Source organism: Streptomyces sp. NPDC050263, assembly GCF_040655955.1.
GTDB lineage: Bacteria > Actinomycetota > Actinomycetes > Streptomycetales > Streptomycetaceae > Streptomyces.
Window position 1 is genome coordinate 16,976 of sequence record NZ_JBFAKW010000082.1, and the last position, 24,102, is coordinate 41,077.

Consider the following 24,102-nt stretch of genomic DNA (forward strand, 5'->3'; position numbering starts at 1 on the left):
CCGCTACCTGCGTGAACCCCCGGGGGGACTGACGACGATGGCCGACCGCGTCACGGTGATCGGCTGGGACGGCTCGCCGCTGACCGCAGCGGCCCGCTCCGCGCTGGGCGCCGCCACCCTCGTGGCCGGGGCCGCCCACCACCTGACGCTGCCCGAGGTCCCGCCCGGCGCGGAACGCATCCGGCTCGGCAGCGTCTCCCTCGCCGCCCGCCGCGTCGCCGGCCACCGCGGCACCGCGGTCGTCATCGCCGACGGCGACCCGGGCTTCTTCGGCGTCGTACGGACCCTGCGCGCACCCGAGTTCGGCCTGGAGGTGGAGGTCGTTCCGGCCGTATCCGCCGTCGCCGCGGCCTTCGCCCGGGCCGGCATGCCCTGGGACGACGCCCAGGTGGTCGTCGCACACCGACGCACCCTGCGCCGCGCGGTCAACGTGTGCCGCGCCCACACCAAGGTCGCCGTCCTGACCTCCCCCGGGGCCGGACCCGCCGAGCTGGGCCTGCTCATGGAGGGCGTGCACCGCACCTTCGTGGTCTGCGAGGAACTCGGCACCACCCGCGAACAGGTCAGGATCACCACCTCCGACAAGGCGGCCGACCACATCTGGCGCGACCCCAACGTCGTCATCGTCATCGGCGGCCCCACCGGGCCGGCCGTCGCCGGCGACACCGGCTGGATCGCCGGCCGCGCCCCGGGCACCGGCCCGCGCGGCTGGGCCCTGCCCGCCGAGGCCTACGGCGGCGGACTCGGCGAGGGCGAGTCGGAGCTGCTGCGCGCCGCCCAACTCGCCCGGCTGGGTCCGCGCGTCGGCGACCTCGTCTGGGACATCGGCTGCGGCAGCGGCGCCTTCGCGACCGAGGCCGCGCGGGCGGGCGCCGCCGTCCTCGCCGTCGACCGGAACCTGGAGGCGTGCGCCCGCACCGACGCCGCCGCGCGCCGCTACGGCGTCCAGCTCCAGATCGTCCACGGCACCGCCCCGCACGTGCTGGAGAACCTGCCCGAACCGGACGTCGTCCGGGTCGGCGGCGGGGGAGCGGCCGTGGTCTCCGCGGTCGCCGACCGCCGCCCGCAGCGCATCGTCGCCCACGCGGCCACCCGCGACGCCGCCGAGCTCGTCGGCCGTGATCTGTCCGAGCACGGCTACCGGGTCGAGTGCGCCCTCGTCCAGTCCGTCGAACTCGACACGCGGGCCTGGACGGAGACGGAACGGAGCGTCGCGTTCCTGCTCAGCGGGGCTCTTCCGGACCGTACGAAGTGACCGGGTCCGCCCTCCCCGTGATCCTGTTGTCGTACCGCGCGCGGTAGGCTGGCCGATCGTCGCACCGCTTCCGTTCGCCCGGCACTTCGTCGGTCAATGTCCGGAAAACGCATCCCTTTTGGGGTAGGTGTGGTACGGCAGTACCGGAGGGCGCGCAACGTGGCGCAGTCCACAGCGGAGCGTCGCGGATCAAGCTGTCGCGATGCGACGACGGCCGGGACAATGCCACTGAATGGCTTTGTCGCTTTTTCGGGCGGGTCGTTCGTGCCGCTGGGCACGGACGCTCGTTCTTCACTACGGGGCGGTCGGTGCGCCGCTCCGGGTGAGCGGGTCGTAGGAGCACTAACCGATGGGCGAGGGGTTACGCATGACCGACACCGGCCAGATCCCGGCCGAGGGGCTGCCGGAGAGCGCAGGCATGGTGGAGCAGCCGGGCGCCTCCGCGCACGGTGCGTACACCTACCTCTCCGACACCACGGCCGAGGACGAAGACCTGTTGCTGCTGCCGGGCGCCCAGAGCGCCTGGGGCAACGAGGTGGCGCCGCCCGCGCCCGAACCGGTGGTCGAGACGGTGGTGCACGAGCCGGGTCCGCACGAGACGGCCGGCCGCGACAGCGGCTCGGTCGACCTCAGCGCCGTCCGCCTCCCGAGCCCGTCGGCGCCCCAGTCGGCCCCGCGCCGTCCGCTGCACCTCGGCCCGCCGATCCCCGACGCCTCCGCCAGCCCGGTCCGCTCCCTGGCCGACCGCGGCCCCGCGGACGCGCCGGTACGCCAGCCCGTCGCGCCCGCGTCCGGCCCGGAGTACCTGGACGCGCCGGCCATGCGTGAGATGCCCCTCCAGGGCGCGTCCCCCTGGGGCGCCGCGCAGGCCACGGCCCAGGCCACGGTCCAGGGACCGGTCGCTTCCGGGGTGACGACTGCCGAAACGGTTGCTCCGGCACCGGCCGAGCCGATGGGCGTGGCCCAGGCCGCGGTGGCCCGCGTGGCGACGGAGGCGATCGCCGCGACCGTGCCGGCTGTCCCGCAGGAACCCGAGGCGGCCGTCCCGGGCGGCTCTGAAACGTACGGAGTCGTCGACCCCGGCCAGCTGCTCGGCGCCGCGATGATGGCGGAGGCCGAGGAGGCTCCCGCATACCCGGTCGCGGACGCCGGACAGATCGCGGCCGAGGTCCCCGTCCCCGGCGAGGACCAGGCAGCGGACGTCACCCCGGAGCCGGTCGTCGAACCGCCGATGGAAGCACCGCAGGCACCGCAGGCACCGGAAGCACCGGAGGCCGTGCAGGCGGTACAGGCCGTCGAGCCTGCCCCGGTCGAGACGGTGGAGCAGGTACCGGAGGTCCCCGAGGCGAACGCCGTGGAGGTGATCGCCGCCGAGGAGCCCCGGCTTCAGGAGCAGGTCGCCGAGGTCCCCGCGGCGGAGGCGGTGCCGGTTCCGGTCGTCGACGTCGTTCCCGAGGCCTCGGTTCCCGACCCGGCCGAGACCCCCGAGCCCGCGGCGACCGTGACCCCGGAGACCCCGGCCCCCGTGGAGGAACCGGCCGCACCCGTGGCCGTCGTCGCCGAGCCCGCCGCCCCGGAAGCCGTCCGGTTCGCCGAGGTCCCCGCCCAGCAGGCGGAGCCCGAGCTCGCCGTCCAGCCGGTCCCGGAAGTTCAGCCGGAGCCGGAGCCGGAGCCGGAGCCGCAGCCGGAGCCCGAGGTCGCGCACGAGGCCCCGGCCCCCGTGGCCATCGTGGAACCGGTACCGGAATCGGAATCGGAATCGGAACTGGTATCGGAGCCGGCGCCCGAGCCGCAGCCGGAACCCCTGGCCGAGATGACGAAGACGGCGGAGCCGACGGAGACCACGGAGCCGCCCGTAGAGGCGCCCGTCGTCGCCCCCGAGCCCCCTGCGGCCCCCCTCGTGGAGGCGGTCGCGGCCCCGCAGCTCCCGCAGGATCTGCCCGAACAGCAGTCGCCCCAGAGCGAGTTGCCCCCGGAGCCTCTCCAGCCCGCAGCGGCCTCACCCGAGCCGCCCGCCGAGGCGCTCGTCGCCACCCCGGACCCCCAGCCGGACCGGCCCGCAACGGACCAGCCGGTGGCCGAGGAGACGACTGAGCAGCCCGTCGCCGAAGAGCCGGTGGCCGAGCAGCCCGTCGCCGAAGAGCCGGTGGCCGAGCAGCCCGTGGCCCAGGAGCCCTCGGCCGAAGAGTCCGTACCAGTGCAGCACGTGGTCGAGGAGCCGCTCGTCGAGGAGCCCCTCGGTGAGTTCGTGCAGGTCGAAGGCACGGTGCCCACCACCCCGCACCTGGCCCCGACCCCGTCGCACCCGATCGTGCTCCCCACCGAGGAGCAGCCGGCTCCCGAGGCGGAGGCAGCGGCGGAGGCTGCGGCGGAACCCCAGCAGGCTCCTGTCACGGTCCCCGTCCCCCGCGCCGCCGACCCTGCTCCCGCCCTCGCCCCCGCTCCCGACCCGGCGATCCCGGACGCGGAGCAGGAGGCCGACGTGGACCCCCACGTCGCACCGGACGTCGACCCCGATGTCGCACAGAGCCCGGAGGACCTGGAGACCAGGGCCGCCGACCAGGAGGAGACCCCGGCCGCCGTGGAAGAAGTCAGAGAGTCCACCGGCCCCGCCGCGCCCGCGTACGACGACGCCGAGCGCGAGGCGGTCCTGAAGGTCATGCGGGAACGCCGGGACATCCGCAACGGCTTCCGCGGCGACCCCGTCCCGCACGAGGTGCTGCTGCGCGTCCTGGAGGCCGCCCACACCGCGCCCTCCGTCGGCCACTCGCAGCCCTGGGACTTCGTCGTCATCCGCTCGGCCGACACCCGGCGCGCGATGCACGAACTGGCGATGCGCCAGCGCGACGCGTACGCGAAGTCGCTGCCCAAGGGCCGGGCGAAGCAGTTCAAGGAACTGAAGATCGAGGCCATCCTCGACACCCCGGTGAACATCGTCGTCACCGCCGACCCGACCCGCGGCGGTCGCCACACCCTGGGCCGGCACACGCAGCCGCAGATGGCGCCGTATTCCTCCGCGCTCGCGGTCGAGAACCTCTGGCTCGCGGCCCGCGCCGAGGGCCTCGGCGTCGGCTGGGTCAGTTTCTTCGACGAGCGGGAGATGGTCCGCGGGCTGGGCCTGCCCGACCACCTCGAAGTGGTCGCCTACCTGTGCGTCGGCTACGTCGACGAGTTCCCGGACGAGCCCGAGTTGATGCAGGCGGGCTGGGCCAAGCGCCGCCCGCTGTCCTGGGTCGTCCACGAGGAGACGTACGGCCGTCGCGCGCTGCCCGGCGAGGACCCGCACGACCTGCTCGCCGAGACCGTCGCCAGTGTCCGCCCGCTGGACGCCAAGGCGCTCGGCGAGGCCTGGGAGCGTCAGAAGCGCATGACGAAGCCGCCGGGCTCGCTCGGCATGCTGGAGATCATCTCCGCGCAGCTGTCCGGCCTGTCCCGGCAGTGCCCGCCGCCGATCCCGGAGCCCGCGGCCGTCGCGATCTTCGCCGGCGACCACGGTGTGCACGCCCAGGGCGTGACCCCCTGGCCGCAGGAGGTGACGGCCCAGATGGTCGCCAACTTCCTCGGCGGGGGAGCGGTCTGCAACGCCTTCGCGTCCCAGGTGGGCGCCGAGGTCTGCGTGGTGGACGTCGGCGTCGCGTCCGAGCTGCCCGGGACCCCCGGTCTGCTGCCCCGCAAGATCCGTGCGGGCACCTCCGACATGACCACCGGTCCCGCGATGACCCGCGAGGAGGCCAAGCAGGCCATCGAGGTCGGCATCGAGACCGCCCGCGACCTGGTGGCGGCCGGCAACAAGGCGCTGCTCACAGGTGAGATGGGCATCGCCAACACGACCGCGTCCGCGGCCCTCATCTCGGTCTTCACGGGCGCCGATCCGGCCGAGGTCACCGGCCGCGGCACCGGCATCAACGACGAGACCCTCGCCCGCAAGACCGAGGTCGTCCGCCGCGCCCTGGACCTCCATCAGCCGGACCCGGCCGACCCGATCGGCGTTCTGGCGGCGGTCGGCGGCTTCGAACACGCGGCGATGGTCGGCCTCCTCCTCGGCGGTGCCTCGCTGCGCACGCCCGTCATCCTGGACGGCGTCAGCGCCGGCGCCGCCGCCCTGGTCGCCCGCGCCATCGCCCCCGAGGTCCTCGCGGCCTGCATCGCCGGGCACCGCAGTGCCGAGCCGGGCCATGTGGCCGCCCTGAACAAGCTGGGCCTGCGCCCCCTGGTCGACCTCGACCTCCGCCTCGGCGAGGGCACGGGCGCGCTGCTGGCCCTCCCGCTGGTGCAGAGCACGGCGCGGGCGATGCACGAGGTGGCCACGTTCGACTCGGCGGGGGTCACCGAGAAGTAGGACTTTTGCGGGGTCGGCGGGCCTGCGCTCCTGCGTGCCCCCCGACCCCGCCGTACGCTGAAGCCACCTCTAAAATCGGCACGTCAGGGCCGCTCCAGAGCCGCAGCGCCCACTCTCTGCCCGTTCGAGGAGCCGCACCTCATGGCCGAACACCCCGCCTACCCCGTAGGCCTCCGCCTCACCGGCCGCAGGGTCGTCGTCCTCGGCGGCGGCCAGGTCGCCCAGCGCCGCCTCCCCGCGCTGATCGCAGCGGGCGCGGACATCCACCTCGTGTCCCCCGAGGCCACCCCCTCGGTGGAAGCCATGGCGGACGCGGGCGAGATCACCTGGACGAGGCGCGCCTACGCCGAAGGCGACCTCGCCGACGCCTGGTACGCCCTGATCGCCACCGGCGACACGGAGGCGAACACCCGGGCCTCCGCCGAGGCCGAACGCCACCGCGTCTGGTGCGTCCGCTCCGACGACGCCGACGCCGCGACCGCCTGGACCCCGGCGACCGGCCACAGCGAGGGCGTCACGGTCGCCGTCCTCACCACGGACGCCCGCGGCCGCGACCCCCGCCACACCGCCGCCATCCGCGACGCGGTCGTCGAGGGCCTGCGCGACGGCACCCTCGTCGCCCCCCACCACCGCACCCGGACCCCCGGCGTCGCGCTGGTCGGCGGCGGCCCCGGCGACCCCGACCTGATCACGGTCCGCGGCCGCCGCCTCCTCGCCGAGGCGGACGTCGTCATCGCCGACCGGCTCGGTCCGCGCGATCTCCTCGCCGAACTCCCGCCGCACGTCGAGGTGATCGACGCGGCGAAGATCCCGTACGGCCGTTACATGGCCCAGGAGGCCATCAACAACGCGCTGATCGAGCACGCCAAGCAGGGCAAGTCGGTCGTCCGCCTCAAGGGCGGCGACCCGTATGTGTTCGGCCGCGGCATGGAGGAGCTCCAGGCGCTCGCCGAGGCGGGCATCGCCTGCACGGTCGTCCCGGGCATCTCCAGCTCGATCTCGGTGCCGGGCGCGGCCGGCATCCCGGTCACCCACCGGGGCGTCGCCCATGAGTTCACCGTGGTCAGCGGCCATGTCGCCCCCGACGACGAGCGTTCCCTGGTCGACTGGCCCTCCCTCGCGAAGCTCACCGGCACGCTGGTGATCCTGATGGGCGTCGACAAGATCGGGAAGATCGCCGAGACGCTCGTGGCGCACGGCAAGTCGCCCGACACCCCGGTCGCGCTCGTCCAGGAGGGCACGACGGCCGCCCAGCGCCGCGTCGACGCGACCCTGGCGACGGTCGCCGAGACGGTCCGCGACCAGGAGGTCAGGCCGCCGGCGGTCATCGTCGTCGGCGCGGTCGTCGCCGTCGGCCCGCGGGCGTCCGAGTGACCACCTCCGAGTAACCGCGGGTAACACAACCGTTCCGAGCCGTTGGCACCACACCCAGGACAAGGCAGTATCACCCTGTGGCCGATCTCATCACCGTTGAGGACCCCGACGACCCGCGCCTGCGCGACTACACCGGCCTGACCGACGTCGAGCTGCGCCGCAAGCGCGAGCCCGCCGAGGGCCTGTTCATCGCCGAGGGCGAGAAGGTCATCCGCCGGGCCAAGGGCGCCGGGTACGAGATGCGCTCGATGCTGCTCTCCGCCAAGTGGGTCGACGTCATGCGCGACGTCATCGACGAGCTCCCGGCGCCGGTCTATGCCGTCAGCCCGGAGCTCGCCGAACGCGTCACCGGCTACCACGTCCACCGCGGCGCGCTGGCCTCCATGCAGCGCAAGCCACTGCCGACCGCCGCCGAACTCCTCCAGACGGCCCGCCGGGTCGTGATCATGGAATCCGTGAACGACCACACCAATATCGGGGCGATCTTTCGGTCCGCCGCCGCCCTCGGCATGGACGCGGTGCTGCTCTCCCCGGACTGCGCGGACCCCCTCTACCGCCGCAGCGTGAAGGTCTCGATGGGCGCGGTCTTCTCGGTCCCGTACGCCCGTCTGGACACCTGGCCCAAGAGCCTCGACTCGGTCCGCGAGGCCGGCCTCACCCTCCTCGCCCTCACCCCGGACGAGAAGGCCCGCAGCCTCGACGAGGCGGCCCCGCACCGGATGGACCGGGTGGCCCTCATGCTCGGCGCGGAGGGAGACGGCCTCTCCACCCAGGCACTGGTCGCCGCCGACGAATGGGTCCGCATCCCCATGTCCCACGGCGTCGACTCCCTCAATGTGGGAGCCGCGGCCGCGGTCGCCTTCTACGCAGTGGCGACGGGCCGCCCGCAGCCCTGACTAGGGCAGACCCCCGGGCCGCACGGGCTGCTGCTCGTGCCGGACGACGCGGCCGTCCCCGCCCAGTCCGCGCGCCGGGCCGTCGCAGCCCTGGACGACGGCGATGCCGAGCGCGACGAACAGGGTCACGACGACGAAGACGAACAGCCGCTGGCGCAGCAGCCGCGGGTTGGCCGGCCGCCGTAGGCCCCCCTTGGTTCTCGGACCCGGACGCCCGCCGCGGGGCGCCGGCCGGCTGCCGGTGCCGGGACGGGTGTTGCGCGAGCCGGGCGCCGGCCGGGCCCCGGACCGCGACGACGAGGCACTGCCACCACGGGAGGCGCTTCCCCCACGCACCGGCGCCCCGCCCCGCGAAGGAACCGAACCACCGCGCGAGGACGGCGCCCCGTTGCGCGGCGGCGGGGTGCCCGGCCCGCCCGGCTGGCGCAGGGCGCGCTCCGGATAACCGGTTTCGGAGAGCCGTCCCGTGGGGCGGTCCGCCTCCGCCGCCCGCGGGACCGGAGGCCGCGAGTCCGCCAGACCCTGGGCCTCGCGGGTCGCGATCTCCTTCAGCCGCAGGGAGAGATCGAGCGTGCTGGGCCGTTCCTCGGGATCCTTCGCCAGACAGGCGCGCACCAGTGGGGCCAGCGCGTCCGGCACGCCGTGCAGCTGCGGCTCCTCGTGCACCACCCGGTACAGCATCACCTCGGAACTGCCGTGCCCGAAGGGCGAGTCGGAGGTCGAGGCGTAGGCGAGCGTCGCGCCGAGCGAGAACACGTCGGTGGCCGGGGTGACCAGCGCCCCGCGCACCTGCTCCGGCGCGAGGAACCCGGGGGAGCCGACCGCCGTGCCGACATGCGTCAGCGTGGAGGCGCCCGTCGCCCAGGCGATGCCGAAGTCGATGATCCGCGGGCCCTTGGGGGAGAGCAGGATGTTGGACGGCTTCAGGTCCCGGTGCACGACCCCGGCCTCGTGGACGGCGACGAGCCCCTCCGACAGCGCGGCCCCGATCGAGGCGAGCTCGGCGGCCCCGAGCGGCCCGTCGTCGTTGACCTTGTCGTGCAGCGAGGGCCCGGGCACGTACTGGGTGGCGAACCACGGCCGGTCGGCGTCCAGGTCCGCCGCGACCAGCCGCGCCGTGCACCCGCCCCGGATCCGCCGGGCGGCCGACACCTCGCGCGCGAACCGCGACCGGAACTCCTGGTCCTCCGCCAGATCGGGCCGGATCACCTTCAGCGCGACCCGCTGCCCTTTCTTGTCGGACCCCAGATAGACGACGCCCATCCCGCCCGCGCCGAGCCGTCGGTGAAGCCTGAACGAGCCGACGACGCGCGGGTCCTCGCGCCTCAGGCGCATCATCGCCATGTTCATCCCCGCTGCCCGGTCCGTGTGACGTGGCACAGCTTACGTTTCCACGGCCGTTCGCGCGCAGAGGCCGCGCCCTCTCGTACCGATCGATTGTCAGTGCCCGGTGGGAGACTTGAAGGGTGGTCAGGAGGCCTGCGAGCAGGCGCGCTTTGGCGGCTTTGTGACCTCAACCACCTGTCACAGAAGGGGGATTGAACCCGTGAAGGGTGACCGAGTGGAGATAGTCGTCGACGCCGGCGACACGACCCGCACCTATGAGGTGACGGCGAGCAGAGCAGGCCGCCGAGTGGAGTCGGCGGTCCGCAGAGGGGTGGTGGAAGTGAGCGAAGTCACCAGAACCGGCACGCCGGTCCGCACGGCCCGTTTCATGGCGAACAGGGTCCTCGCCCTGGTCGAGCACCCCGTCCCCCGCGAGGACAGCTCGGAGAAACCGGTCTGGACCGGACACCCCTTCCGGGAAGACCCCGAGACCTAGGACTTCGTCTCCACCCAGGGGAGTAGTCCCCAGGTCACGGCTCATCCTCCGGGAGGCCCGGCAATCGGTACGAGGGCATGACGTCCCACGCCCGCCGCCCGCCTAGATTTGAGGTCAAGCGGCGGGTGCAGCACTCGTCCCCCGAGGTCAGACACCCGCCGCTGCCAACGACAACTGATCAGGTCAGGAGAGGGACCATGGCCCTTACGGCACCGCGGACGACGATCCGCACGCAGGGACGCACCACGTACTCCCGCCGCACGGGCCGCCGCCACCCCCTGGTGGCGACCTTGATGGCCCTTCCCCTGGCGGTCCTGCTCCTCGTCGTCTTCGACGGCTGGGAGACAGTGGCCACACAGGCGTCGTCCGTGGGAGTGATGCTGGGGCGCTGAGAGGCGACCCCAGGCCCGGAAGAGCGGTCCGGGCGGGGACATCCACCCATGAAACCCCGTGGGGACGGGGGTGCGGCGGACGGCAAAAAATGCAGGCGCAGCTGGGGAGCTGCGCCTGCATTGCTTTTCCCCGGCGGACGGTTCCAGCGGCCTTCTGCGTACCCTCGCGAGGAGACCGCACGCCGCCGCCCAGGGAGCCCCGTGACCGCACATCCCCTGCTCACCGAGCTCACCCTCCGCGCCGGAGCCCAGGCCCACGACACCGCCGCGGCCTGCTCCTGCGGCGCGGCCACCCTCGCGGACCGCCCCGACGCCACCGTCGTCCGGCACGCCGACACCGTCGCGAAGGCACACGCCCCCGACACCGACCCGGCCGACCTCGCCCCACGCCTGGTCACCGCCGTCCGCCTCCCCGACGTCCTGCTGCCGCCGCTCACGCCGGCGCCGACCCGGCTGCACGGCCGACTGGTGACCTTCTGGCCGTACGGCGCCCCGGTGGACCCGGACGACCCGGACGCGGCCCCCTGGGAGGCCGCGGCCACCCTGCTCGCCCGTCTGCACCGCACCCCCGCCCCGACCGCGCTCCCGCCGATGCGGGGCCCCGCCAAGGCCGCGCACGCGGTGGCCCGGCTGCGCGCCGCCGGCTCGCACCCCGCCGTCGCGCCCGTCCTGAGCGCCTGGCGCGCGCTCCCCGGCTGGGCCCGCGCCGAGGCCCCCATGCCCGACGCGACCACCCTCTGCCACGGAGACCTCCACCTCGGACAGCTCGTCCGCCATCCCGCCCCCGACGGCCCCTGGCGGCTGATCGACGTCGACGATCTCGGCGTCGGCGTCCCGGCCTGGGACCTCGCCCGCCCCGCCGCCTGGTACGCCTGCGGTCTGCTCCCGCCCGAGGAGTGGACCCGCTTCCTGGCCGCCTACCGGGCCGCGGGCGGCCCCGCCGTCCCCGAGGCCGGCGACCCCTGGACCGCCCTGGACGTCCCGGCGCGCGCACTCACTGTGCAGGGTGCGGCACGTGCTGTGACCAAGTCGGTGGCGGAGGACCGGTCGTTGGACGAGGTCGAGCAGTGCCTGGTCGACGCCTGTGCCCGAATGGGTTTTGTCCCCCCGCGGTTCGCGGCAAGCCGCGCGAAGTAGGGTGCAACCGACCGCAGCCGGACAGTGTCTGTCCTGGCGGCAGGCGAAACAGCACCGACCGGCGAGGAGTTGAGCCGAACCATGCAGTGCCCGAAGTGTCATGCTCAGATGCACACCTACAACCGCAACGGCGTCCAGATCGAGCAGTGCAGCAACTGCCGTGGGATATTCCTCGACTACGGCGAGCTGGAGGCGCTGACCCGCCTGGAGGGCCAGTGGAGCCAGCAGGCGCCGCCGCCCCCGGCCGCCCCGCAGGCCTATCCGGCCGCCCCGGTCGCTCCCGCCTGGGGCGCTCCGCACGGCGGGCACCACGGGGGCCACCACGGCGGCCACCACCGCAACAAGAGCTTCGGCCGCATGCTGTTCTCCAGCTGACCGGACAGCCTGACGGGCAACGGAAGAGCCCCCGACCGCGAAGGCGGCCGGGGGCTCTCGGCGTGTGGACGATACTGGGATTGAACCAGTGACCTCTTCCGTGTCAGGGAAGCGCTCTCCCGCTGAGCTAATCGTCCGGGAGGGGGTGGTGCGTGCTGCGTGCGCGATACTGGGATTGAACCAGTGACCTCTTCCGTGTCAGGGAAGCGCTCTCCCGCTGAGCTAATCGCGCGAGGACCCGATGAACCGGATCAGTGGACGATACTGGGATTGAACCAGTGACCTCTTCCGTGTCAGGGAAGCGCTCTCCCGCTGAGCTAATCGTCCTTGGAGGTGGAGACGGGATTTGAACCCGTGTAGACGGCTTTGCAGGCCGTTGCCTCGCCTCTCGGCCACTCCACCAGGAGTGTGGGGTTCGGGAAGATCCCCCCACTTCCTGCGAGCGGACGACCAGGTTCGAACTGGCGACCTCAACCTTGGCAAGGTTGCGCTCTACCAACTGAGCTACGTCCGCTTGTCGTTTCCACTCGGCTTGCGCGTCGCGGCGACGTGTTGAACTCTAGCGGATTCCCGGGCCAGCACAAAAACGCGTTTGTGCAGCGTGCTGCGCTGCGTCCGCTCGCGGACCTGGTCAGGCCCCTGGCCGGGACATTGCGGGACATGCCCCCGTCACCCCCGGGACGCCCGCCATAGACTCGACAACGTGCTCGACCTCCCACCCCTCGCCCGTTTCGGCTCCCGTGTCGCGACCGGCCTCCTCGACGTGACCAGCGATCCCGCGGCTCTCGAGGGCGCCGGCTTCTGGGCCGTCTGCGCCGACTTCGAGGGCCGTCCGGTCTGCGCGCGCTTCGCCGACGTGCGCGAAGAGCCCGTGCCGGACCCGGTGCCGGGGGCTTGGCGGGGGCCCGCGGCCGGTGACTGGACGTCGTCGCTCGACCGCGCCACGTACACGGCGGGCGTCCGCCGCATCCGTGAGCACATCGCGGCGGGCGAGGTGTATCAGGCCAATCTCTGCCGCGTGCTGACCGCGCCGGTGGCGGCCGACGCCGACGTGGACGCACTGACCGCCCTGCTGGCCCGGGGTAACCCCGCGCCTTATGCAGGAACGATTCGCCTCCCCGCTCGCGGCATCGAGACGGCCACCGCCTCCCCCGAACTCTTCCTGCGCCGCGAGGGGCGGATCGTCGAGTCCGGACCCATCAAGGGCACCGGGCGCACCGAGGCGGACCTCCTCGACAAGGACTACGCCGAGAACGTGATGATCGTGGACCTCGTCCGCAACGACCTCGGGCGGGTCTGCGCCACCGGCAGCGTGACCGTCCCCGACCTCTGCGCCGTCGAGAAGCACCCGGGGCTGGTCCACCTCGTCTCCACGGTCCGCGGCGAACTCCCCGACGGCGCCGGCTGGCCCGAACTGCTCGACGCCGCCTTCCCGCCCGGCTCGGTCACCGGCGCCCCCAAGTCCAGCGCCCTGCGGATCATCGAAGCCTTGGAGACGGCGCCCCGCGGCCCGTACTGCGGAGGCATCGGCTGGGTCGACGCCGACCGGGGCACGGGCGAGCTGGCCGTCGGCATACGCACCTTCTGGATCGACCGCGCCGACACGGGTACCGCCGTGCTGCGGTTCGGCACCGGCGCGGGCATCACCTGGGGCTCCGACCCCGAGGCCGAGTGGGAGGAGACCGAGCTGAAGGCCTCCCGGCTGCTCGCGGTAGCGTCGGGAGCGTACGAAGTCACGGCCTCCTGCGAGGCCGAGGGAGAGGGACTGACGTGAAGATCTGGCTCGACGGCGGGCTGCAGGACGCCGAGTCCGCCCGTGTCTCCGTCTTCGACCACGGGCTGACCGTGGGCGACGGCATCTTCGAGACGGTGAAGGCGACGCACGGCCGCACGTTCGCGCTCACCCGTCACCTCGACCGGCTGACCCGCTCCGCGCGCGGCCTCGGCCTGCCCGACCCCGACCACGACGAGGTCCGCCGCGCCTGCGCCGCCGTCATCGAGGCCAACCCGATGCCGCTCGGCCGCCTGCGCATCACCTACACCGGAGGGCACGGCCCCCTCGGCTCCGACCGCGGCGATCGCGGACCCACCCTCCTCGTCGCCCTCGGCGAGACCACCCGGCGCGCCGACTCCACGGCCGTCATCACGGTCCCCTGGACCCGCAACGAGCGCGGCGCGCTCACCGGGCTCAAGACGACCTCGTACGCCGAGAACGTCGTCGCCCTGGCCCGCGCCGACGAGCACGGCGCGAGCGAGGCGCTGTTCGGCAACACGGTCGGGCAGCTCTGCGAGGGCACCGGCTCGAACGTGTTCGTCGTCCTGGACGGCGAGATCCACACCCCGCCGCTCGCCTCCGGCTGCCTCGCGGGCATCACCCGCGAGCTGGCCGTCGAGTGGACCGGCGCCCGCGAGACCGACCTGCCGCTGGACGTGCTGGAGCGGGCCGACGAGGTCTTCCTCACCTCCACCCTGCGCGACGTCCAGGCCGTCCACCGCGTCGACGACCGCGAACTCCCGGGCACACCCGGCCCGGTGACCGCCAAGGCGATGCGGATCTTCACCGAGCGGGCCGGGGACGACCTCGACCCCTAGGGTCGGTCCGGATCTGTGGGGGAAAGATCCGTAAGGGGCACGGAAAACAGGCTGACGTCGGTCCGTACGGCGGGTAGAAAGCCCCTGATGACCACGACTCTGCGGCCGACCGAGCCGCTTCAGCGCGCCACCGACGGGGCGCTGTCGCGCCACTACCAGGTATGCGTGAACAGCCGTCCCGTCGGAGCGGTCCACCTCGCGACGTCCCCGGTCTTCGGGCCCGGCGTCGCACAGATCCAGGACCTGCGCATCGAGGAACCGGACCGTGGGCGCGGCCGGGGCACGGTGGCCGCGCTGGCCGCCGAGGAGGTGGCCCGCGGCTGGGGCTGTCGGCGGATCGAGCTCAGGGTGCCCGCCACGGCGGAGGCCGCACTGCGGCTGGTGACGGCGCTCGGCTACGTCCATCGCAACCGCGGCATGGAGAAACCCCTCGGCGACACCGCGCCTCGACTGCCCGCGGGCAGTCGGCCCCGGCCCATGACGGAAGCCGAGTTCGCGCCCTGGCTCGAACACGGCATCGAGGTCTATGCCCAGGACTGGACCGACCGCGGGGTGCCCGAGGAAGAGGCCTGGGCCAGATCACGACGGGACCACGACGTACTGCTGCCGCAGGGACGGACGACGGAGAACATGCGGTTCAGCGTCCTGGAACACGACGGCGAGCAGGTCGGCACGCTCTGGGTGTCGATCGCCGACGACAAGGCGTTCGTCTTCGACGTCGAGGCCGACGAGGCCTTCCGCGGCCGGGGCCACGGCCGCTCCCTGATGCTGCTGGCCGAGGCCCAGGCCGTCGCGGCCGGCAAGCGCGTCATGGGCCTCAACGTCTTCGCCGGCAACACCCCGGCGGAGCGGCTGTACGAGTCGCTGGGGTACGTGCCGGTGGGCTACTCGATGTACAAGAACCTGCTCTGAGCCCACAGCCCACCGCTGCGGAGCCCGTTGCGTCACCCCTGCTCGGCCAGCAGCCGGTCGGCGATCTCCTCGACGCGCTCGCGCAGCCCCTCCTGGCTCTTGCCGCCGTCGAGGCGCTCGCCGCCGATGACGTAGGTCGGGGTGCCGGTGACGCCGATCGCCTTGCCCTCGGCATGGTCGGCGTCCACGATCAGAATGTGCCGGCCGTCGATCAGCGCGGTGTCGAACTCCTCGGCGTCGAGCCCGAGTTCGCCGGCGATCTCGACCAGGAAGGGTTCTCCCTTACGGCCCAGCTCCTCGACCCGGCCCAGCACCGCCTCGACGTACGGCCACCCCTGGCCCTGCTCCAGCGCCTCCTCCGCGGCCTGCGCGGCGGCGAAGGCGTGCTTGTGCTTCTCCAGCGGGAAGTGCCGCAGCCGCAGCTCCAGCCGGTCGCCGTAGCGCTCACGCAGGGCCCGCAGGTCGTCCAGGGCGCCACGGCAGTCCGGGCACTGCAGCTCACACCAGACGTCGAGGACGACGGCGGGACCGGCGGGCGCCGGGGCGGAGGCCGCGTGGGCGGCGGAGGGGGAGGGGGAGGGGGGCGAGTCGCTCATGACGTCAGTCTTCCAGCCCCAGCCCGACCGCCCCAATCCGGACGGCTCCGACCGCACGCCAGGGAGGTCTTCCACGACCCCGAGGAGCGTGTTCGTGCGGCACCTGCGGAGGAGCCGACCCGGAGATGTCCCTGATGTCCGGCCGGAGCATGGCCCGAGAGCGGTGCGCAGGTGCAGGATGGAAGGGACGAAGCGTGCGCCCGACGGCTGTGGCGCCGAGTCGTTCGCAACCCTGCCCGAGACAGCCACGCCTGGAGGAACCGGATGATTGCCGAGACCGTCTGTTCCGCCGTCGCCGCGGCCGGCCTGGGCATCGCGGTGGTCACGGCCTACCGCAAGCGCTTCCTGGCGGCCGCCCGCATCGCGGCCTACGCCCTCGTGCCGCTCGGCCTCGTGATGACGGGCGTCGTCGAATGGGTCGCCGACACCGCGTTCAGCCCCACGGCCTGGGCGGGCTTCGCCGTGCTCGGCGGGGCCTGGGCCCTCTTCGCCACCACCCGCGCCGTGGAGCGCCACCGCGGCGGCACCCGCAGGGAACGCAAGGCGGCGGCCCGCGCGGCACAGTCCCCTGCCGTGGCCCCCACCGCCTCGGCGCCTTCCCTGGGCCAGGCCTCCCGCCCGGCGTCCCGCCCCGCGCCGGCGCCCCGGGCGACCGGCGCCTCGGAAGACTTCAGCGACATCGAGGCCATCCTCAAGAAACACGGCATATGAGGCGCGACTCGTGAAGCGCGGTGCGTGACACGGGCCGGGCGAGGCCGCCCGGGATTGAAACGACACAGTCGGCCTGCCCGTGCGCGGAAGTGATCACGGCCTGAAACCGACGTCACGGAATCCGGCGAACACCCGCTCATTCCGTGCGTGTTGATCGCGCGAGGGGTGTCACCTGCGTCATCATCGCCCGCGAGATGCTGGACACGACACAGAGCGACGCCGCGCCGCCCAAGGACGAGCCGCGCGGGTGCCTCTTCGCCCTTTCCCAGCCACCGCTGATGATCTTCCTTGCGGTGATCGGGTGTCTGCTGCTCATGGCTTCGCTGCATGACCTGCTGCTGCTTTGAGCCTTACCCGCGGTCCCCGGCGTCACCCGCCGGGGCCGCGCCGGCATCGAGGACCACCCGAGCGGTGTCGGGCGCCGCCCCATGCCGGGACGGAGACGGCACGCTCAGCCCGCGGCCTCCTTGCGGCGTGCCCGGTAGGCGGCCACGTGCAGGCGGTTTCCGCAGGTGCGGCTGTCGCAGTACCGGCGGGACCGGTTGCGGGAGAGGTCGACGAAGGCGCGTCGGCAGTCCGGGGCCTCACAGCGCCGCAGCCGTTCTTCCTCACCGGCGACCACGAAGAACGCCAGCGCCATCCCGCAGTCGGCCGCCAGGTGGTCGGCGATGGAGGCACCGGGCGCGAAGTAGTGCACATGCCAGTCGTAGCCGTCGTGATCGGTGAGGCGCGGGGTGGTGCCCGCGGCGGCGACCAACTCGTTGATCAGTGAGGCGGCGGTCCGGGGATCCGACGCGGCGAAGATCCCGGCGAACCGCCCGCGGACCTTGCGCACCGCGGACAGGTCGAACTCGGACAGCGTACCGACGTCACTGATTTCGTGCTTCCGTACGAAATCCGCGAGGGTGGCGACATCCGGCAGCGCGTCCGGAGTCGTGTCGTCCTCCGGTGCGGTGTTCACCAGATCCACCACGGCATCGAGCGCACACCGGGTGTCGTGGGTGATCAGCACGTTTCGCTCCCTGGCCTGGGGGTCGGGCGGGCGCCCGCCGATGCTGGCCGATGGTAGCCGCACCGGGCGGTCGAACCTTGTCCGATCGTGCCCCCGATTCTCTGGGCCGGGGAAGTCCGGAAGCCCGGGAAGCCGGGCCTGTACGGCGCTGGACGCGGCCCGGCAGGGCCCCTACGCGCGCCGACGCCGCACCACGGAATCCCGTGGCACGGCGTCGACGCATCCCTATTCGGTTGTCGTGGCCCGAGCCGTCTCCCCGAGTGGACGGCGCCGGGCGGCTCGGTGTGAGCCTCGCCCTAGCTCTCCGCCAGGATGTGCGAGAGCTCTTGATCGAGATCGAAGTGCCGGTGTTCCGTGCCCGGGGGCACGGCCGCGTCCGTCCGCTTCAGGAAGGACTCCAGGGCCCTCGCAGGGGCCTCGAGCAGAGCTTCCCCCTCCGGGGAGCTCAGTGCGATGCAGACGACGCCCTGACCGTGACTGCGCGACGGCCAGACGCGGACGTCGCCGGTGCCCGTCGGCCGGTGCAGGCCTTCGGCGAGGAGGTCGCGGGCGAACACCCACTCGACGGTCTCTTCGGCTCCGGTGTGGAAGGTGGCGTGCACGGCGTAGGGGTCGGCCGTGTCGTACCGCAGGCCTGCGGGGACAGGCAGGGAGGACTCGCTCGACACAACGAGGCGCAGGTGCAGCTCGCAGCTGACCGTGGTGTTCATAAGCGCCAGGGCCTTTCGCTCAGTGTGCGCTCGGGGATTCGCACGTCGGCGAAATCGACATGCCACCTACGGTGCCGTTGTAAACCCCTCTGAGTGTTTTGCGTGCCTTTACGTAACTCTTCCGGCCGAGGGCGCGTTCGCGAAGTACCACCATTCCGGTGACCGGAATCTCTCGGGTAGGGTTTGGCTGTATGAATACGGGGAGTGACGAGGTCGGCGAGGCGGTAGTGGCGGCGGACGGGTCGAAACCGGGTGGCGCGGCGGAGGAGCAGCAGGGCCAGGGGCTCGGCTCCCGAGCCCCCGAATTCGTCAAGGCGCGTCGCGTGCTGCATCTGAGCTGGCAGGTCGGTGTCTTCGTCCTCGGCCTCGCCGTCGTGGGGGCCGGCATCGTGATGCTGCCGCTGCCCGGTCCGGGCTGGGTCGTGATCTTCGGAGGCATGGCGATCTGGGCGACCGAGTTCGTCTGGGCCCAGCTGGTGCTCCGCTGGACCAAGCGCAAGGTCACCGAGGCCGCCCAGCGGGCCCTCGACCCGAAGGTGCGGCGCCGCAACATCATCCTGACCTCGATCGGCCTGGTGATCATCGGCGTTCTCATGGGTGTCTACCTGTGGAAGTTCGGCCTCGAGATGCCCTGGAACATCAAGGACCAGTGATCCGCCGCGGCGGCGCGGGAGCGGTCGGCCGTGGTCACAGCCACCCCGTGACATGGGGTAATGTTCTCCCTGCGTCCGGGCGATTAGCTCAGTGGGAGAGCGCTTCGTTCACACCGAAGAGGTCACTGGTTCGAACCCAGTATCGCCCACCGGAACGTCGGCCCGTCTGCGAATCCGCAGACGGGCCGACGTCGTTCGTGCGAGCGCCAGGAGCTCGTCCCCGATGCACGCGCCACGCGACGGCTCAGCCTCCGATGCACGCGCCACGCATGAGCGAGGGCGCCGATGCACGCGCCATGCATCAGCCAGGGCTCGGGGCGCGCGGCACGTGTCGGCCAGGGCTCCGGTGCACGCGCCGCGTGTCAGCCAGGGCTCGATGCGCGCGGCACGCATGAGCTAAGGCTCCGATTTGCGCGGCACGTCACGGGAACGGGCTGCGATGCGCGTGGCATGGCTTGGGCTCGGCCTCCGATTCATACGGTCGTCGCGAACTGCGGCCGCGGTGAGCTGCGGCAGTCGTGAACTGCGCGCACCGCGTCTTGCGGCGGCAGTCGCCATCTCGGCATCGGCGGCGGCAGTCGCCACGTCGGCGTCGGCGTTGACCTGCGCGCCAGCCTCGGCAGCCGCCACCTCGGCGTCGGCGTTGACCTGCGCGCCAGCCTCGGCAGTCGCCACGTCGGCGTCGGCGTTGACCTGCGCGCCAGCCTCGGCCTCCGCCTCCGAATCGCGTGCCCCGTCAGCCCCCGGCCCCCGATTCGGGCGTCACAGCAGAGCTCAAGCAACGATTCATACCGCCGTTCATGCCGCCGCCCCGAGCTCGCGCCCCCGATTCTCGTGGCACCTCAAAACGCGCACCCGATCCGCGCGGTCGTCCGTCATCGCCCCAGGCCCCAGGCCCCAGGCCCCGGCGTCACCCTGATCGTCAAGTCGAGCGGTGACCGTCCGCAGTCGTCCCCACCTCACCCCCTTACCACCTGACCGCGCGCCCTGCGCCCCCTCATCCAGCCATGCCGTGCTGTCACGCCGTCAACTCGCCTCCCTCCGTGCGTCATTCGTCCCGCCCGCCCCACATCCCCCGTCCGCGCAGGCGGATTTCAGTCGTCCCACTCCGTCGCTCGCGGTCTGATCCTCTGTTCGATTGCCCGAACGCAAGCCTCTCGCCAGGGAGTTCGTCACATCTCGGGCGTCGAGTGCTCGCCGCGCACCCCTGTCGCCGCACCGCCGTCTCACAAGAAAATCCTGTCCGAATCATTGACGCTCCCTCAAGCCCCTCGTACCTTGTGCCAGCAAGCGCTTTCTTGAAACGATTCATGCAAGCGGCAACGACGCTGCGGGGAGGGCCCGACTGTGGGAACCAGCAGGAATGTTGAGAGGCGTACGGTTCTGAAGGCCGCGGGAGCCACGGCGGTCACGCTGGGCTTGGCGGCGACCACCGGGTGCGGGGGCGACAGCGGTACCTCGTCGGACGGGACGGTGACGATCCGTTACGCGTGGTGGGGTTCCGAGGACCGCGCGGAGCGCATCAACAAGACCATCGCGCTCTTCGAGAAGAAGTACCCGAAGATCAAGGTGAAAACGGACTTTCAGCCGTACCTCGACTTCTGGAAGAAGTTCAACACCCAGGCTTCCGGTGGCAATCCGCCGGACGTGTTCCAGAATGCCATTGGATTCCTGCGGAAATACGACGCGAAGAACGTACTGCTGGATCTCAGCGAGCAGGTCAAGGCGGGCAACCTCTCCACGGAGGGCTTCCGGGCCGGCCTCGCGACGTTCGGCGAGGTGGACGGGAAACTCCTCGGAGTTCCGGTCGGTTCCAACTCGATGGCGCTGGTGATCGACAAGCCCGTTTACACCAAGGCGGGCGTCAAGCCGGAGCAGGGCTGGACCTGGGACGACTTCCACGCGGCGATGGCGAAGATCCGTGACAAGACCGGGCGCGCCGGCGACAGCGGCATGTACGGCGTCATGTACCTCTATGACCTCTACCTGCGTCAGAACGGCAAGGCGTTCTTCAAGGACGACGGACTCGGCTTCACCGAGGCCGATCTGACGGACTGGTGGACGAAGGCCAAGCAGGGCGTCCAGGACGGCATCTACGCCGACGCCAAGAAGGTCGCCCAGGTCAAGCCCAAGTCGGCCGTCTCCGCGGAACTCGCCGCCGGTGAGTTCACCTGGGACAACTTCACCGTCCGCTACACCTCCGAGGGCAAGAGCGAGTACGGACTGGCTCCCATCCCGACCACGGACGGCAAGAAGACCGGCCAGTACCTCGGCTCTCTCATGCTCAGCGGCTCCAAGCGGACGCAGCACCCCAAGGAGGTCGCCCAGTTCATCGACTTCATGGTGCACGAGCCCGAGGTCGCCAAGATCATGGGCTACGACCGTGGGGTGCCCGCGACGCAGGCCCAGTTCGACGCGTTCAAGCCGACCGACGAGGTCAACAAGTCGATCGCCGCGTACGAGGAGTCCCTCGTCGCCTCGGGCGTCCTGGAACCGATCACCCCGCACCCGAACGGCGCGGACATCTGCGAGTCGGCCTTCCTGCGGATCGCCGAGGAGCTCGCCCTGGGCACGCGCTCGGTGGACGAGGCCGTCAAGCAGTTCTTCACCGAGTCGAAGACGGCTCTCGCCGGCTGATGGGAACCGCCGTGACACACGCCCCTGCGATGGTGGAGGGCCTGGCCAAGGACTCCGAGCCGCGGCACGGTCCGGTGAACTCCCCGCGCCCCGCCGAACTCAAGCGGCGGGGCCGTCGGGAGAACCTGGCCGGCTATCTCTTCATGTCTCCGTGGATCGCCGGTTTCCTGCTGCTCACAGCGGGCCCGATGATCGCCTCGCTCTACTTCGCGTTCACCGACTACAACCTGTTCGACGCGCCCAGGTGGATCGGTCTCGACAACTTCTCCGAGATGTTCGGCGATCCGCGCTGGCGTCACTCGGTGCAGGTGACGATGTGGTACGTCGTCGTCGGGACGCCGCTCAAGCTGCTCGCGGCCCTCGGCGTGGCGCTGCTGCTGGCCCAGAAGCGGCGCGGGCAGGCCTTCTACCGGGCCGCCTTCTACGCGCCGTCGCTGATCGGGGCGAGTGTCTCGGTCGCCATCGTCTGGAAGGCGATCTTCTCGGACGACGCGATCGTCGACCGTACGCAGAAGCTCTTCGGGATCGACGTCGGCGGCTGGACCGGCGACCCGGAGATGATCATCTACAGCCTGGTGGCGCTCACCGTCTGGCAGTTCGGCGCCCCCATGGTCATCTTCCTGGCGGGCCTCAAGCAGGTCCCCCGGGAGCTGTACGAGGCGGCCGAGGTCGACGGGGCCGGCCAGTTGCGGCGGTTCTGGAACATCACGCTGCCGATGATTTCCCCCGTCCTCTTCTTCAACGTCCTGCTGGAGACGATCCACTCCTTCCAGATCTTCAGTTCGGCGTACATCGTCGGCGGCGGCGCGGGAGGTAACGCCTGTGGTCCGGCGGACGGCTCGATGGTCTACACCTGCTACCTCTATGTCCAGGGCTTCGAGAACAGCCGGATGGGTCTGGCGTCCGCCATGGCCTGGATGCTGCTCATCGCGGTCGCCCTGGTGACGGCGGTGCTGTTCTGGTCCCAGAAGCGCTGGGTGCACTACGAGGAGGGCGCCTGATGAGCGCACAGGCCACCGAGATCGCCCCGGCCTCGACCCCGTCCACGAAGTCCACGAAGTCGACGAAGGGCGGCGCGTTCCGGCGCAGGCTGCCCGGATCGCTCGCCTGGCACCTCGGCTCCCTCGCGATCCTCGCCGTGATCCTCTACCCCGTGGTCTGGGTCATCGGCGGCTCGTTCAAGAAGAGCGAGGACATCGTCGGCAGCCTGGATCTCTTCCCGGGCTCCCCGATCACCTCGAACTACACCCGGCTGTCCGAGGGCATCGCGGACATCTCGATCTCCACGTTCTTCCTCAACTCGCTCACGCTCGCGGTCGGTTCCGTGATCGGGATCCTGCTCTCCTGCTCGCTGACGGCGTACGCCTTCGCGCGGATCAGGTTTGCGGGCCGCAACCTGCTCTTCACGCTGGTGATCGGCACGCTCCTGCTGCCCTACCACGTGCTGCTGATCCCGCAGTACGTGCTGTTCCGCAACATGGGCATGATCAACTCGTACACGCCGCTGCTGCTCGGGAAGTACCTGGCCACGGAGGCGTTCTTCGTCTTCCTGATGATGCAGTTCATGCGCAACCTGCCCAAGGAGCTCGACGAGGCGGCCCGGCTCGACGGCTGCGGGCATCTGCGCATCTACTGGTCGATCGTCCTCCCGCTGTGCCGTCCGGCCCTGATCACCAGCGCGATCTTCACCTTCATCAACTCCTGGAACGACTTCATGGGGCCGTTGATCTACCTCAACGAACCCGACAAGTACACGGTCTCCCTCGGGCTGAAGATGTTCGTGGACCAGGAGGGCGTGGCCGACTACGGCGGCATGATCGCGATGTCGCTGGTCGCGCTCCTGCCGGTGCTGGCCTTCTTCCTCGCCTTCCAGCGCTATCTGATCGACGGCATGGCGACGTCCGGGCTGAAGGGCTGACCGGCATGTCCGAGGCGCGTGTGAAGGCCCGTAACCCCGCCCGCCGGGCGCGCAAGGAGTCCGTCGTCGCCGAGCGGTTCGGCGTGTTCGCCGAGTGTCTGCTCACCGGCGTGTGGATCGCCGTGGCCTCGCTCGGGGTGGTCACCTACCCGGCGGCCTTCGCGGCCGGGGCGCGCCACCTGCGTCGGCACACCGCCCACCAGGGCGGCGGCTGGCGGGAGTTCGCCCGCGACTTTCGCGCGGCCGTGCGCGGCGGCTGGCTCGCCGGGCTCGCCGGCTGGCTCGCGGTGGCCGCGGTCTGGGTCGACGTCCAGGCTGTACGGGCCGGGCTTCCCGGCGGGCCGCTGGTCGGCGCCGTCGGCGTGTTCGCGCTGATCGGGCTCGCCGTCGCCGGACTGCGGGCGGCGGCCGTATGGACGCCGGACGCCACCTGGCGGGACCTGCTGCGGCAGGCGGGCCGCCGGACGGTGCTCGACCCGGCAGGTTCCTTCCTCGTCGTCGGCGGGCTGGCCGTGGTGGCCCTGTCCGCCTGGTTCGTCGCGCCGCTGGCGGTCCCTGTCCTGGGGGCCGTCGCGGCGGCGGCCGTGGCCGTGGAACAGCGGTACCGCGACCGCTGACGGCAGTCACCCAAGGTCGGCGTCCGGGACGGGCGCCGCACCTCGCTCTGTCATGCCCCTGACTAGTGCCGCGGCAGGCAACGTTCGCCCCGTCGCGACGCCCGGCACGCACTCTCGCCGCACCGGCCGAAAGCCCAAGTACGTCCAGTACGAG

Annotated in this window: 23 protein-coding genes and 6 tRNA genes; 19 read left to right on the forward strand and 10 right to left on the reverse strand. The window is 71.9% G+C overall.

Annotation, left to right across the window (positions count from 1 at the left end):
• Nucleotides 1-37: 37 nt before the first annotated feature.
• The 4 genes from cbiE to AB0J04_RS30115 all read left to right on the forward strand — a co-directional run bounded on the left by cbiE (nt 38) and on the right by AB0J04_RS30115 (nt 7,864).
• Entirely contained in the window at nt 38-1,255 is a 1,218-nt protein-coding gene (gene cbiE / locus AB0J04_RS30100; RefSeq protein WP_363171725.1) for a precorrin-6y C5,15-methyltransferase (decarboxylating) subunit CbiE, read from the forward strand.
• Between the two features lie 367 nt (nt 1,256-1,622).
• Nucleotides 1,623-5,594 carry a nicotinate-nucleotide--dimethylbenzimidazole phosphoribosyltransferase gene (cobT, locus tag AB0J04_RS30105; RefSeq protein ID WP_363171726.1) on the forward strand — a complete coding sequence of 1,324 codons (3,972 nt, stop codon included), beginning with the start codon at nt 1,623-1,625 and terminating at the stop codon, nt 5,592-5,594.
• Between the two features lie 141 nt (nt 5,595-5,735).
• Nucleotides 5,736-6,968: a uroporphyrinogen-III C-methyltransferase gene (gene cobA, locus AB0J04_RS30110; protein WP_363171727.1), complete on the forward strand. Its 1,233-nt coding sequence runs from the start codon at nt 5,736-5,738 to the stop codon at nt 6,966-6,968.
• Nucleotides 6,969-7,045: 77 nt separating this feature from the next.
• The gene (locus AB0J04_RS30115) at nt 7,046-7,864 is read left to right on the forward strand and encodes an RNA methyltransferase (protein ID WP_363171728.1); all 819 of its coding nucleotides are present in this window, start codon (nt 7,046-7,048) and stop codon (nt 7,862-7,864) included.
• On the opposite strand, the gene AB0J04_RS30120 is transcribed toward AB0J04_RS30115, so the two are convergent.
• On the reverse strand, nt 7,865-9,214 hold the full coding sequence (locus AB0J04_RS30120) for a serine/threonine-protein kinase (RefSeq protein ID WP_363171747.1): 1,350 nt from the start codon (nt 9,212-9,214) through the stop codon (nt 7,865-7,867).
• A 196-nt stretch (nt 9,215-9,410) separates the two neighbouring features.
• Between AB0J04_RS30120 and AB0J04_RS30125 the strand changes: the two genes are divergently transcribed.
• The 4 genes from AB0J04_RS30125 (at nt 9,411) to AB0J04_RS30140 (ending at nt 11,590) form a co-directional block, all read left to right on the forward strand.
• Nucleotides 9,411-9,686 (forward strand): hypothetical protein, encoded by a 276-nt coding sequence (locus AB0J04_RS30125; protein WP_363171730.1) that lies wholly within the window; start codon nt 9,411-9,413, stop codon nt 9,684-9,686.
• A gap of 197 nt (nt 9,687-9,883) precedes the next feature.
• Nucleotides 9,884-10,078, forward strand: a complete 195-nt coding sequence (locus tag AB0J04_RS30130; protein WP_351907957.1) for a hypothetical protein — start codon at nt 9,884-9,886, stop codon at nt 10,076-10,078.
• Nucleotides 10,079-10,279: 201 nt separating this feature from the next.
• On the forward strand, nt 10,280-11,215 hold the full coding sequence (locus tag AB0J04_RS30135; protein WP_363171731.1) for an aminoglycoside phosphotransferase family protein: 936 nt from the start codon (nt 10,280-10,282) through the stop codon (nt 11,213-11,215).
• An 81-nt stretch (nt 11,216-11,296) separates the two neighbouring features.
• Nucleotides 11,297-11,590: a zf-TFIIB domain-containing protein gene (locus AB0J04_RS30140; protein ID WP_363171732.1), complete on the forward strand. Its 294-nt coding sequence runs from the start codon at nt 11,297-11,299 to the stop codon at nt 11,588-11,590.
• 65 nt (nt 11,591-11,655) lie between these two features.
• Here the strand turns inward: AB0J04_RS30140 and AB0J04_RS30145 are convergent.
• From AB0J04_RS30145 to AB0J04_RS30165, 5 genes are all read right to left on the reverse strand, one after another.
• Nucleotides 11,656-11,727: transfer RNA gene (locus AB0J04_RS30145), tRNA-Val, on the reverse strand.
• A gap of 23 nt (nt 11,728-11,750) precedes the next feature.
• Nucleotides 11,751-11,822: transfer RNA gene (locus AB0J04_RS30150), tRNA-Val, on the reverse strand.
• Between the two features lie 23 nt (nt 11,823-11,845).
• A tRNA-Val gene (locus AB0J04_RS30155) sits at nt 11,846-11,917 on the reverse strand.
• Nucleotide 11,918: 1 nt separating this feature from the next.
• Nucleotides 11,919-11,992: transfer RNA gene (locus tag AB0J04_RS30160), tRNA-Cys, on the reverse strand.
• 39 nt (nt 11,993-12,031) lie between these two features.
• Nucleotides 12,032-12,104 (reverse strand) — tRNA-Gly (locus AB0J04_RS30165).
• Nucleotides 12,105-12,293: 189 nt separating this feature from the next.
• Here AB0J04_RS30165 and AB0J04_RS30170 point away from each other — a divergent pair.
• The 3 genes from AB0J04_RS30170 to AB0J04_RS30180 all read left to right on the forward strand — a co-directional run bounded on the left by AB0J04_RS30170 (nt 12,294) and on the right by AB0J04_RS30180 (nt 15,094).
• Nucleotides 12,294-13,364, forward strand: a complete 1,071-nt coding sequence (locus tag AB0J04_RS30170) for a chorismate-binding protein (RefSeq protein WP_363171733.1) — start codon at nt 12,294-12,296, stop codon at nt 13,362-13,364.
• Nucleotides 13,361-14,182 carry an aminodeoxychorismate lyase gene (locus AB0J04_RS30175; protein ID WP_363171734.1) on the forward strand — a complete coding sequence of 274 codons (822 nt, stop codon included), beginning with the start codon at nt 13,361-13,363 and terminating at the stop codon, nt 14,180-14,182. Before AB0J04_RS30170 ends, AB0J04_RS30175 begins: the two co-directional genes overlap by 4 nt.
• 87 nt (nt 14,183-14,269) lie before the next feature.
• A complete protein-coding gene (locus AB0J04_RS30180; RefSeq protein WP_363171735.1) occupies nt 14,270-15,094 on the forward strand; it encodes a GNAT family N-acetyltransferase in 825 nt (274 codons plus the stop codon).
• A gap of 32 nt (nt 15,095-15,126) precedes the next feature.
• Here the strand turns inward: AB0J04_RS30180 and AB0J04_RS30185 are convergent, their stop codons facing one another.
• Entirely contained in the window at nt 15,127-15,690 is a 564-nt protein-coding gene (locus AB0J04_RS30185; RefSeq protein ID WP_363171736.1) for a DsbA family protein, read from the reverse strand.
• Nucleotides 15,691-15,954: 264 nt separating this feature from the next.
• Between AB0J04_RS30185 and AB0J04_RS30190 the strand changes: the two genes are divergently transcribed.
• Both AB0J04_RS30190 and AB0J04_RS30195 read left to right on the forward strand, forming a co-directional pair.
• Nucleotides 15,955-16,401 carry a hypothetical protein gene (locus AB0J04_RS30190; protein ID WP_363171737.1) on the forward strand — a complete coding sequence of 149 codons (447 nt, stop codon included), beginning with the start codon at nt 15,955-15,957 and terminating at the stop codon, nt 16,399-16,401.
• Nucleotides 16,402-16,544: 143 nt separating this feature from the next.
• Nucleotides 16,545-16,748 carry a hypothetical protein gene (locus AB0J04_RS30195; protein ID WP_093774321.1) on the forward strand — a complete coding sequence of 68 codons (204 nt, stop codon included), beginning with the start codon at nt 16,545-16,547 and terminating at the stop codon, nt 16,746-16,748.
• A gap of 104 nt (nt 16,749-16,852) precedes the next feature.
• Here AB0J04_RS30195 and AB0J04_RS30200 read toward each other — a convergent pair whose 3' ends face one another.
• The gene (locus AB0J04_RS30200) at nt 16,853-17,413 is read right to left on the reverse strand and encodes a CGNR zinc finger domain-containing protein (RefSeq protein WP_363171738.1); all 561 of its coding nucleotides are present in this window, start codon (nt 17,411-17,413) and stop codon (nt 16,853-16,855) included.
• A gap of 296 nt (nt 17,414-17,709) precedes the next feature.
• On the reverse strand, nt 17,710-18,123 hold the full coding sequence (locus AB0J04_RS30205; RefSeq protein WP_004002642.1) for an SsgA family sporulation/cell division regulator: 414 nt from the start codon (nt 18,121-18,123) through the stop codon (nt 17,710-17,712).
• Nucleotides 18,124-18,314: 191 nt separating this feature from the next.
• On the opposite strand from AB0J04_RS30205, the gene AB0J04_RS30210 reads away from it, so the two are divergent.
• Both AB0J04_RS30210 and AB0J04_RS30215 read left to right on the forward strand, forming a co-directional pair.
• Complete coding sequence (locus AB0J04_RS30210; protein WP_363171739.1) at nt 18,315-18,776, forward strand: TIGR02611 family protein; 462 nt, start codon at nt 18,315-18,317, stop codon at nt 18,774-18,776.
• 77 nt (nt 18,777-18,853) lie between these two features.
• Nucleotides 18,854-18,925, forward strand: a tRNA-Val gene (locus tag AB0J04_RS30215).
• A gap of 247 nt (nt 18,926-19,172) precedes the next feature.
• Here AB0J04_RS30215 and AB0J04_RS30220 read toward each other — a convergent pair.
• On the reverse strand, nt 19,173-19,451 hold the full coding sequence (locus tag AB0J04_RS30220) for a hypothetical protein (protein ID WP_363171740.1): 279 nt from the start codon (nt 19,449-19,451) through the stop codon (nt 19,173-19,175).
• Between the two features lie 672 nt (nt 19,452-20,123).
• On the opposite strand from AB0J04_RS30220, the gene AB0J04_RS30225 reads away from it, so the two are divergent.
• The 4 genes from AB0J04_RS30225 to AB0J04_RS30240 are packed head-to-tail and all read left to right on the forward strand — an operon-like array spanning nt 20,124 to nt 23,948.
• A complete protein-coding gene (locus tag AB0J04_RS30225; protein WP_363171741.1) occupies nt 20,124-21,413 on the forward strand; it encodes an extracellular solute-binding protein in 1,290 nt (429 codons plus the stop codon).
• On the forward strand, nt 21,413-22,414 hold the full coding sequence (locus tag AB0J04_RS30230; protein WP_363171742.1) for a sugar ABC transporter permease: 1,002 nt from the start codon (nt 21,413-21,415) through the stop codon (nt 22,412-22,414). The genes AB0J04_RS30225 and AB0J04_RS30230 overlap by 1 nt, the downstream gene beginning before the upstream one ends.
• A complete protein-coding gene (locus AB0J04_RS30235) occupies nt 22,414-23,331 on the forward strand; it encodes a carbohydrate ABC transporter permease (RefSeq protein ID WP_363171743.1) in 918 nt (305 codons plus the stop codon). The genes AB0J04_RS30230 and AB0J04_RS30235 overlap by 1 nt, the downstream gene beginning before the upstream one ends.
• Nucleotides 23,332-23,336: 5 nt before the next feature.
• Complete coding sequence (locus AB0J04_RS30240; RefSeq protein WP_363171744.1) at nt 23,337-23,948, forward strand: hypothetical protein; 612 nt, start codon at nt 23,337-23,339, stop codon at nt 23,946-23,948.
• Nucleotides 23,949-24,102 lie beyond the last annotated feature (154 nt).

Excerpts from the sequence above, each read along its gene's own strand:
- cbiE (WP_363171725.1), top strand. The coding sequence starts at position 38 with ATGGCCGACCGCGTCACGGTGATCGGCTGGGACGGCTCGCCGCTGACC.
- AB0J04_RS30185 (WP_363171736.1), bottom strand. The coding sequence starts at position 15,690 with ATGAGCGACTCGCCCCCCTCCCCCTCCCCCTCCGCCGCCCACGCGGCC.
- AB0J04_RS30120 (WP_363171747.1), bottom strand. The coding sequence starts at position 9,214 with ATGAACATGGCGATGATGCGCCTGAGGCGCGAGGACCCGCGCGTCGTC.
- AB0J04_RS30205 (WP_004002642.1), bottom strand. The coding sequence starts at position 18,123 with ATGAACACCACGGTCAGCTGCGAGCTGCACCTGCGCCTCGTTGTGTCG.
- cobT (WP_363171726.1), top strand. The coding sequence starts at position 1,623 with ATGACCGACACCGGCCAGATCCCGGCCGAGGGGCTGCCGGAGAGCGCA.
- cobA (WP_363171727.1), top strand. The coding sequence starts at position 5,736 with ATGGCCGAACACCCCGCCTACCCCGTAGGCCTCCGCCTCACCGGCCGC.
- AB0J04_RS30190 (WP_363171737.1), top strand. The coding sequence starts at position 15,955 with ATGATTGCCGAGACCGTCTGTTCCGCCGTCGCCGCGGCCGGCCTGGGC.
- AB0J04_RS30210 (WP_363171739.1), top strand. The coding sequence starts at position 18,315 with ATGAATACGGGGAGTGACGAGGTCGGCGAGGCGGTAGTGGCGGCGGAC.
- AB0J04_RS30180 (WP_363171735.1), top strand. The coding sequence starts at position 14,270 with ATGACCACGACTCTGCGGCCGACCGAGCCGCTTCAGCGCGCCACCGAC.
- AB0J04_RS30235 (WP_363171743.1), top strand. The coding sequence starts at position 22,414 with ATGAGCGCACAGGCCACCGAGATCGCCCCGGCCTCGACCCCGTCCACG.
- AB0J04_RS30240 (WP_363171744.1), top strand. The coding sequence starts at position 23,337 with ATGTCCGAGGCGCGTGTGAAGGCCCGTAACCCCGCCCGCCGGGCGCGC.
- AB0J04_RS30130 (WP_351907957.1), top strand. The coding sequence starts at position 9,884 with ATGGCCCTTACGGCACCGCGGACGACGATCCGCACGCAGGGACGCACC.
- AB0J04_RS30230 (WP_363171742.1), top strand. The coding sequence starts at position 21,413 with ATGGGAACCGCCGTGACACACGCCCCTGCGATGGTGGAGGGCCTGGCC.
- AB0J04_RS30140 (WP_363171732.1), top strand. The coding sequence starts at position 11,297 with ATGCAGTGCCCGAAGTGTCATGCTCAGATGCACACCTACAACCGCAAC.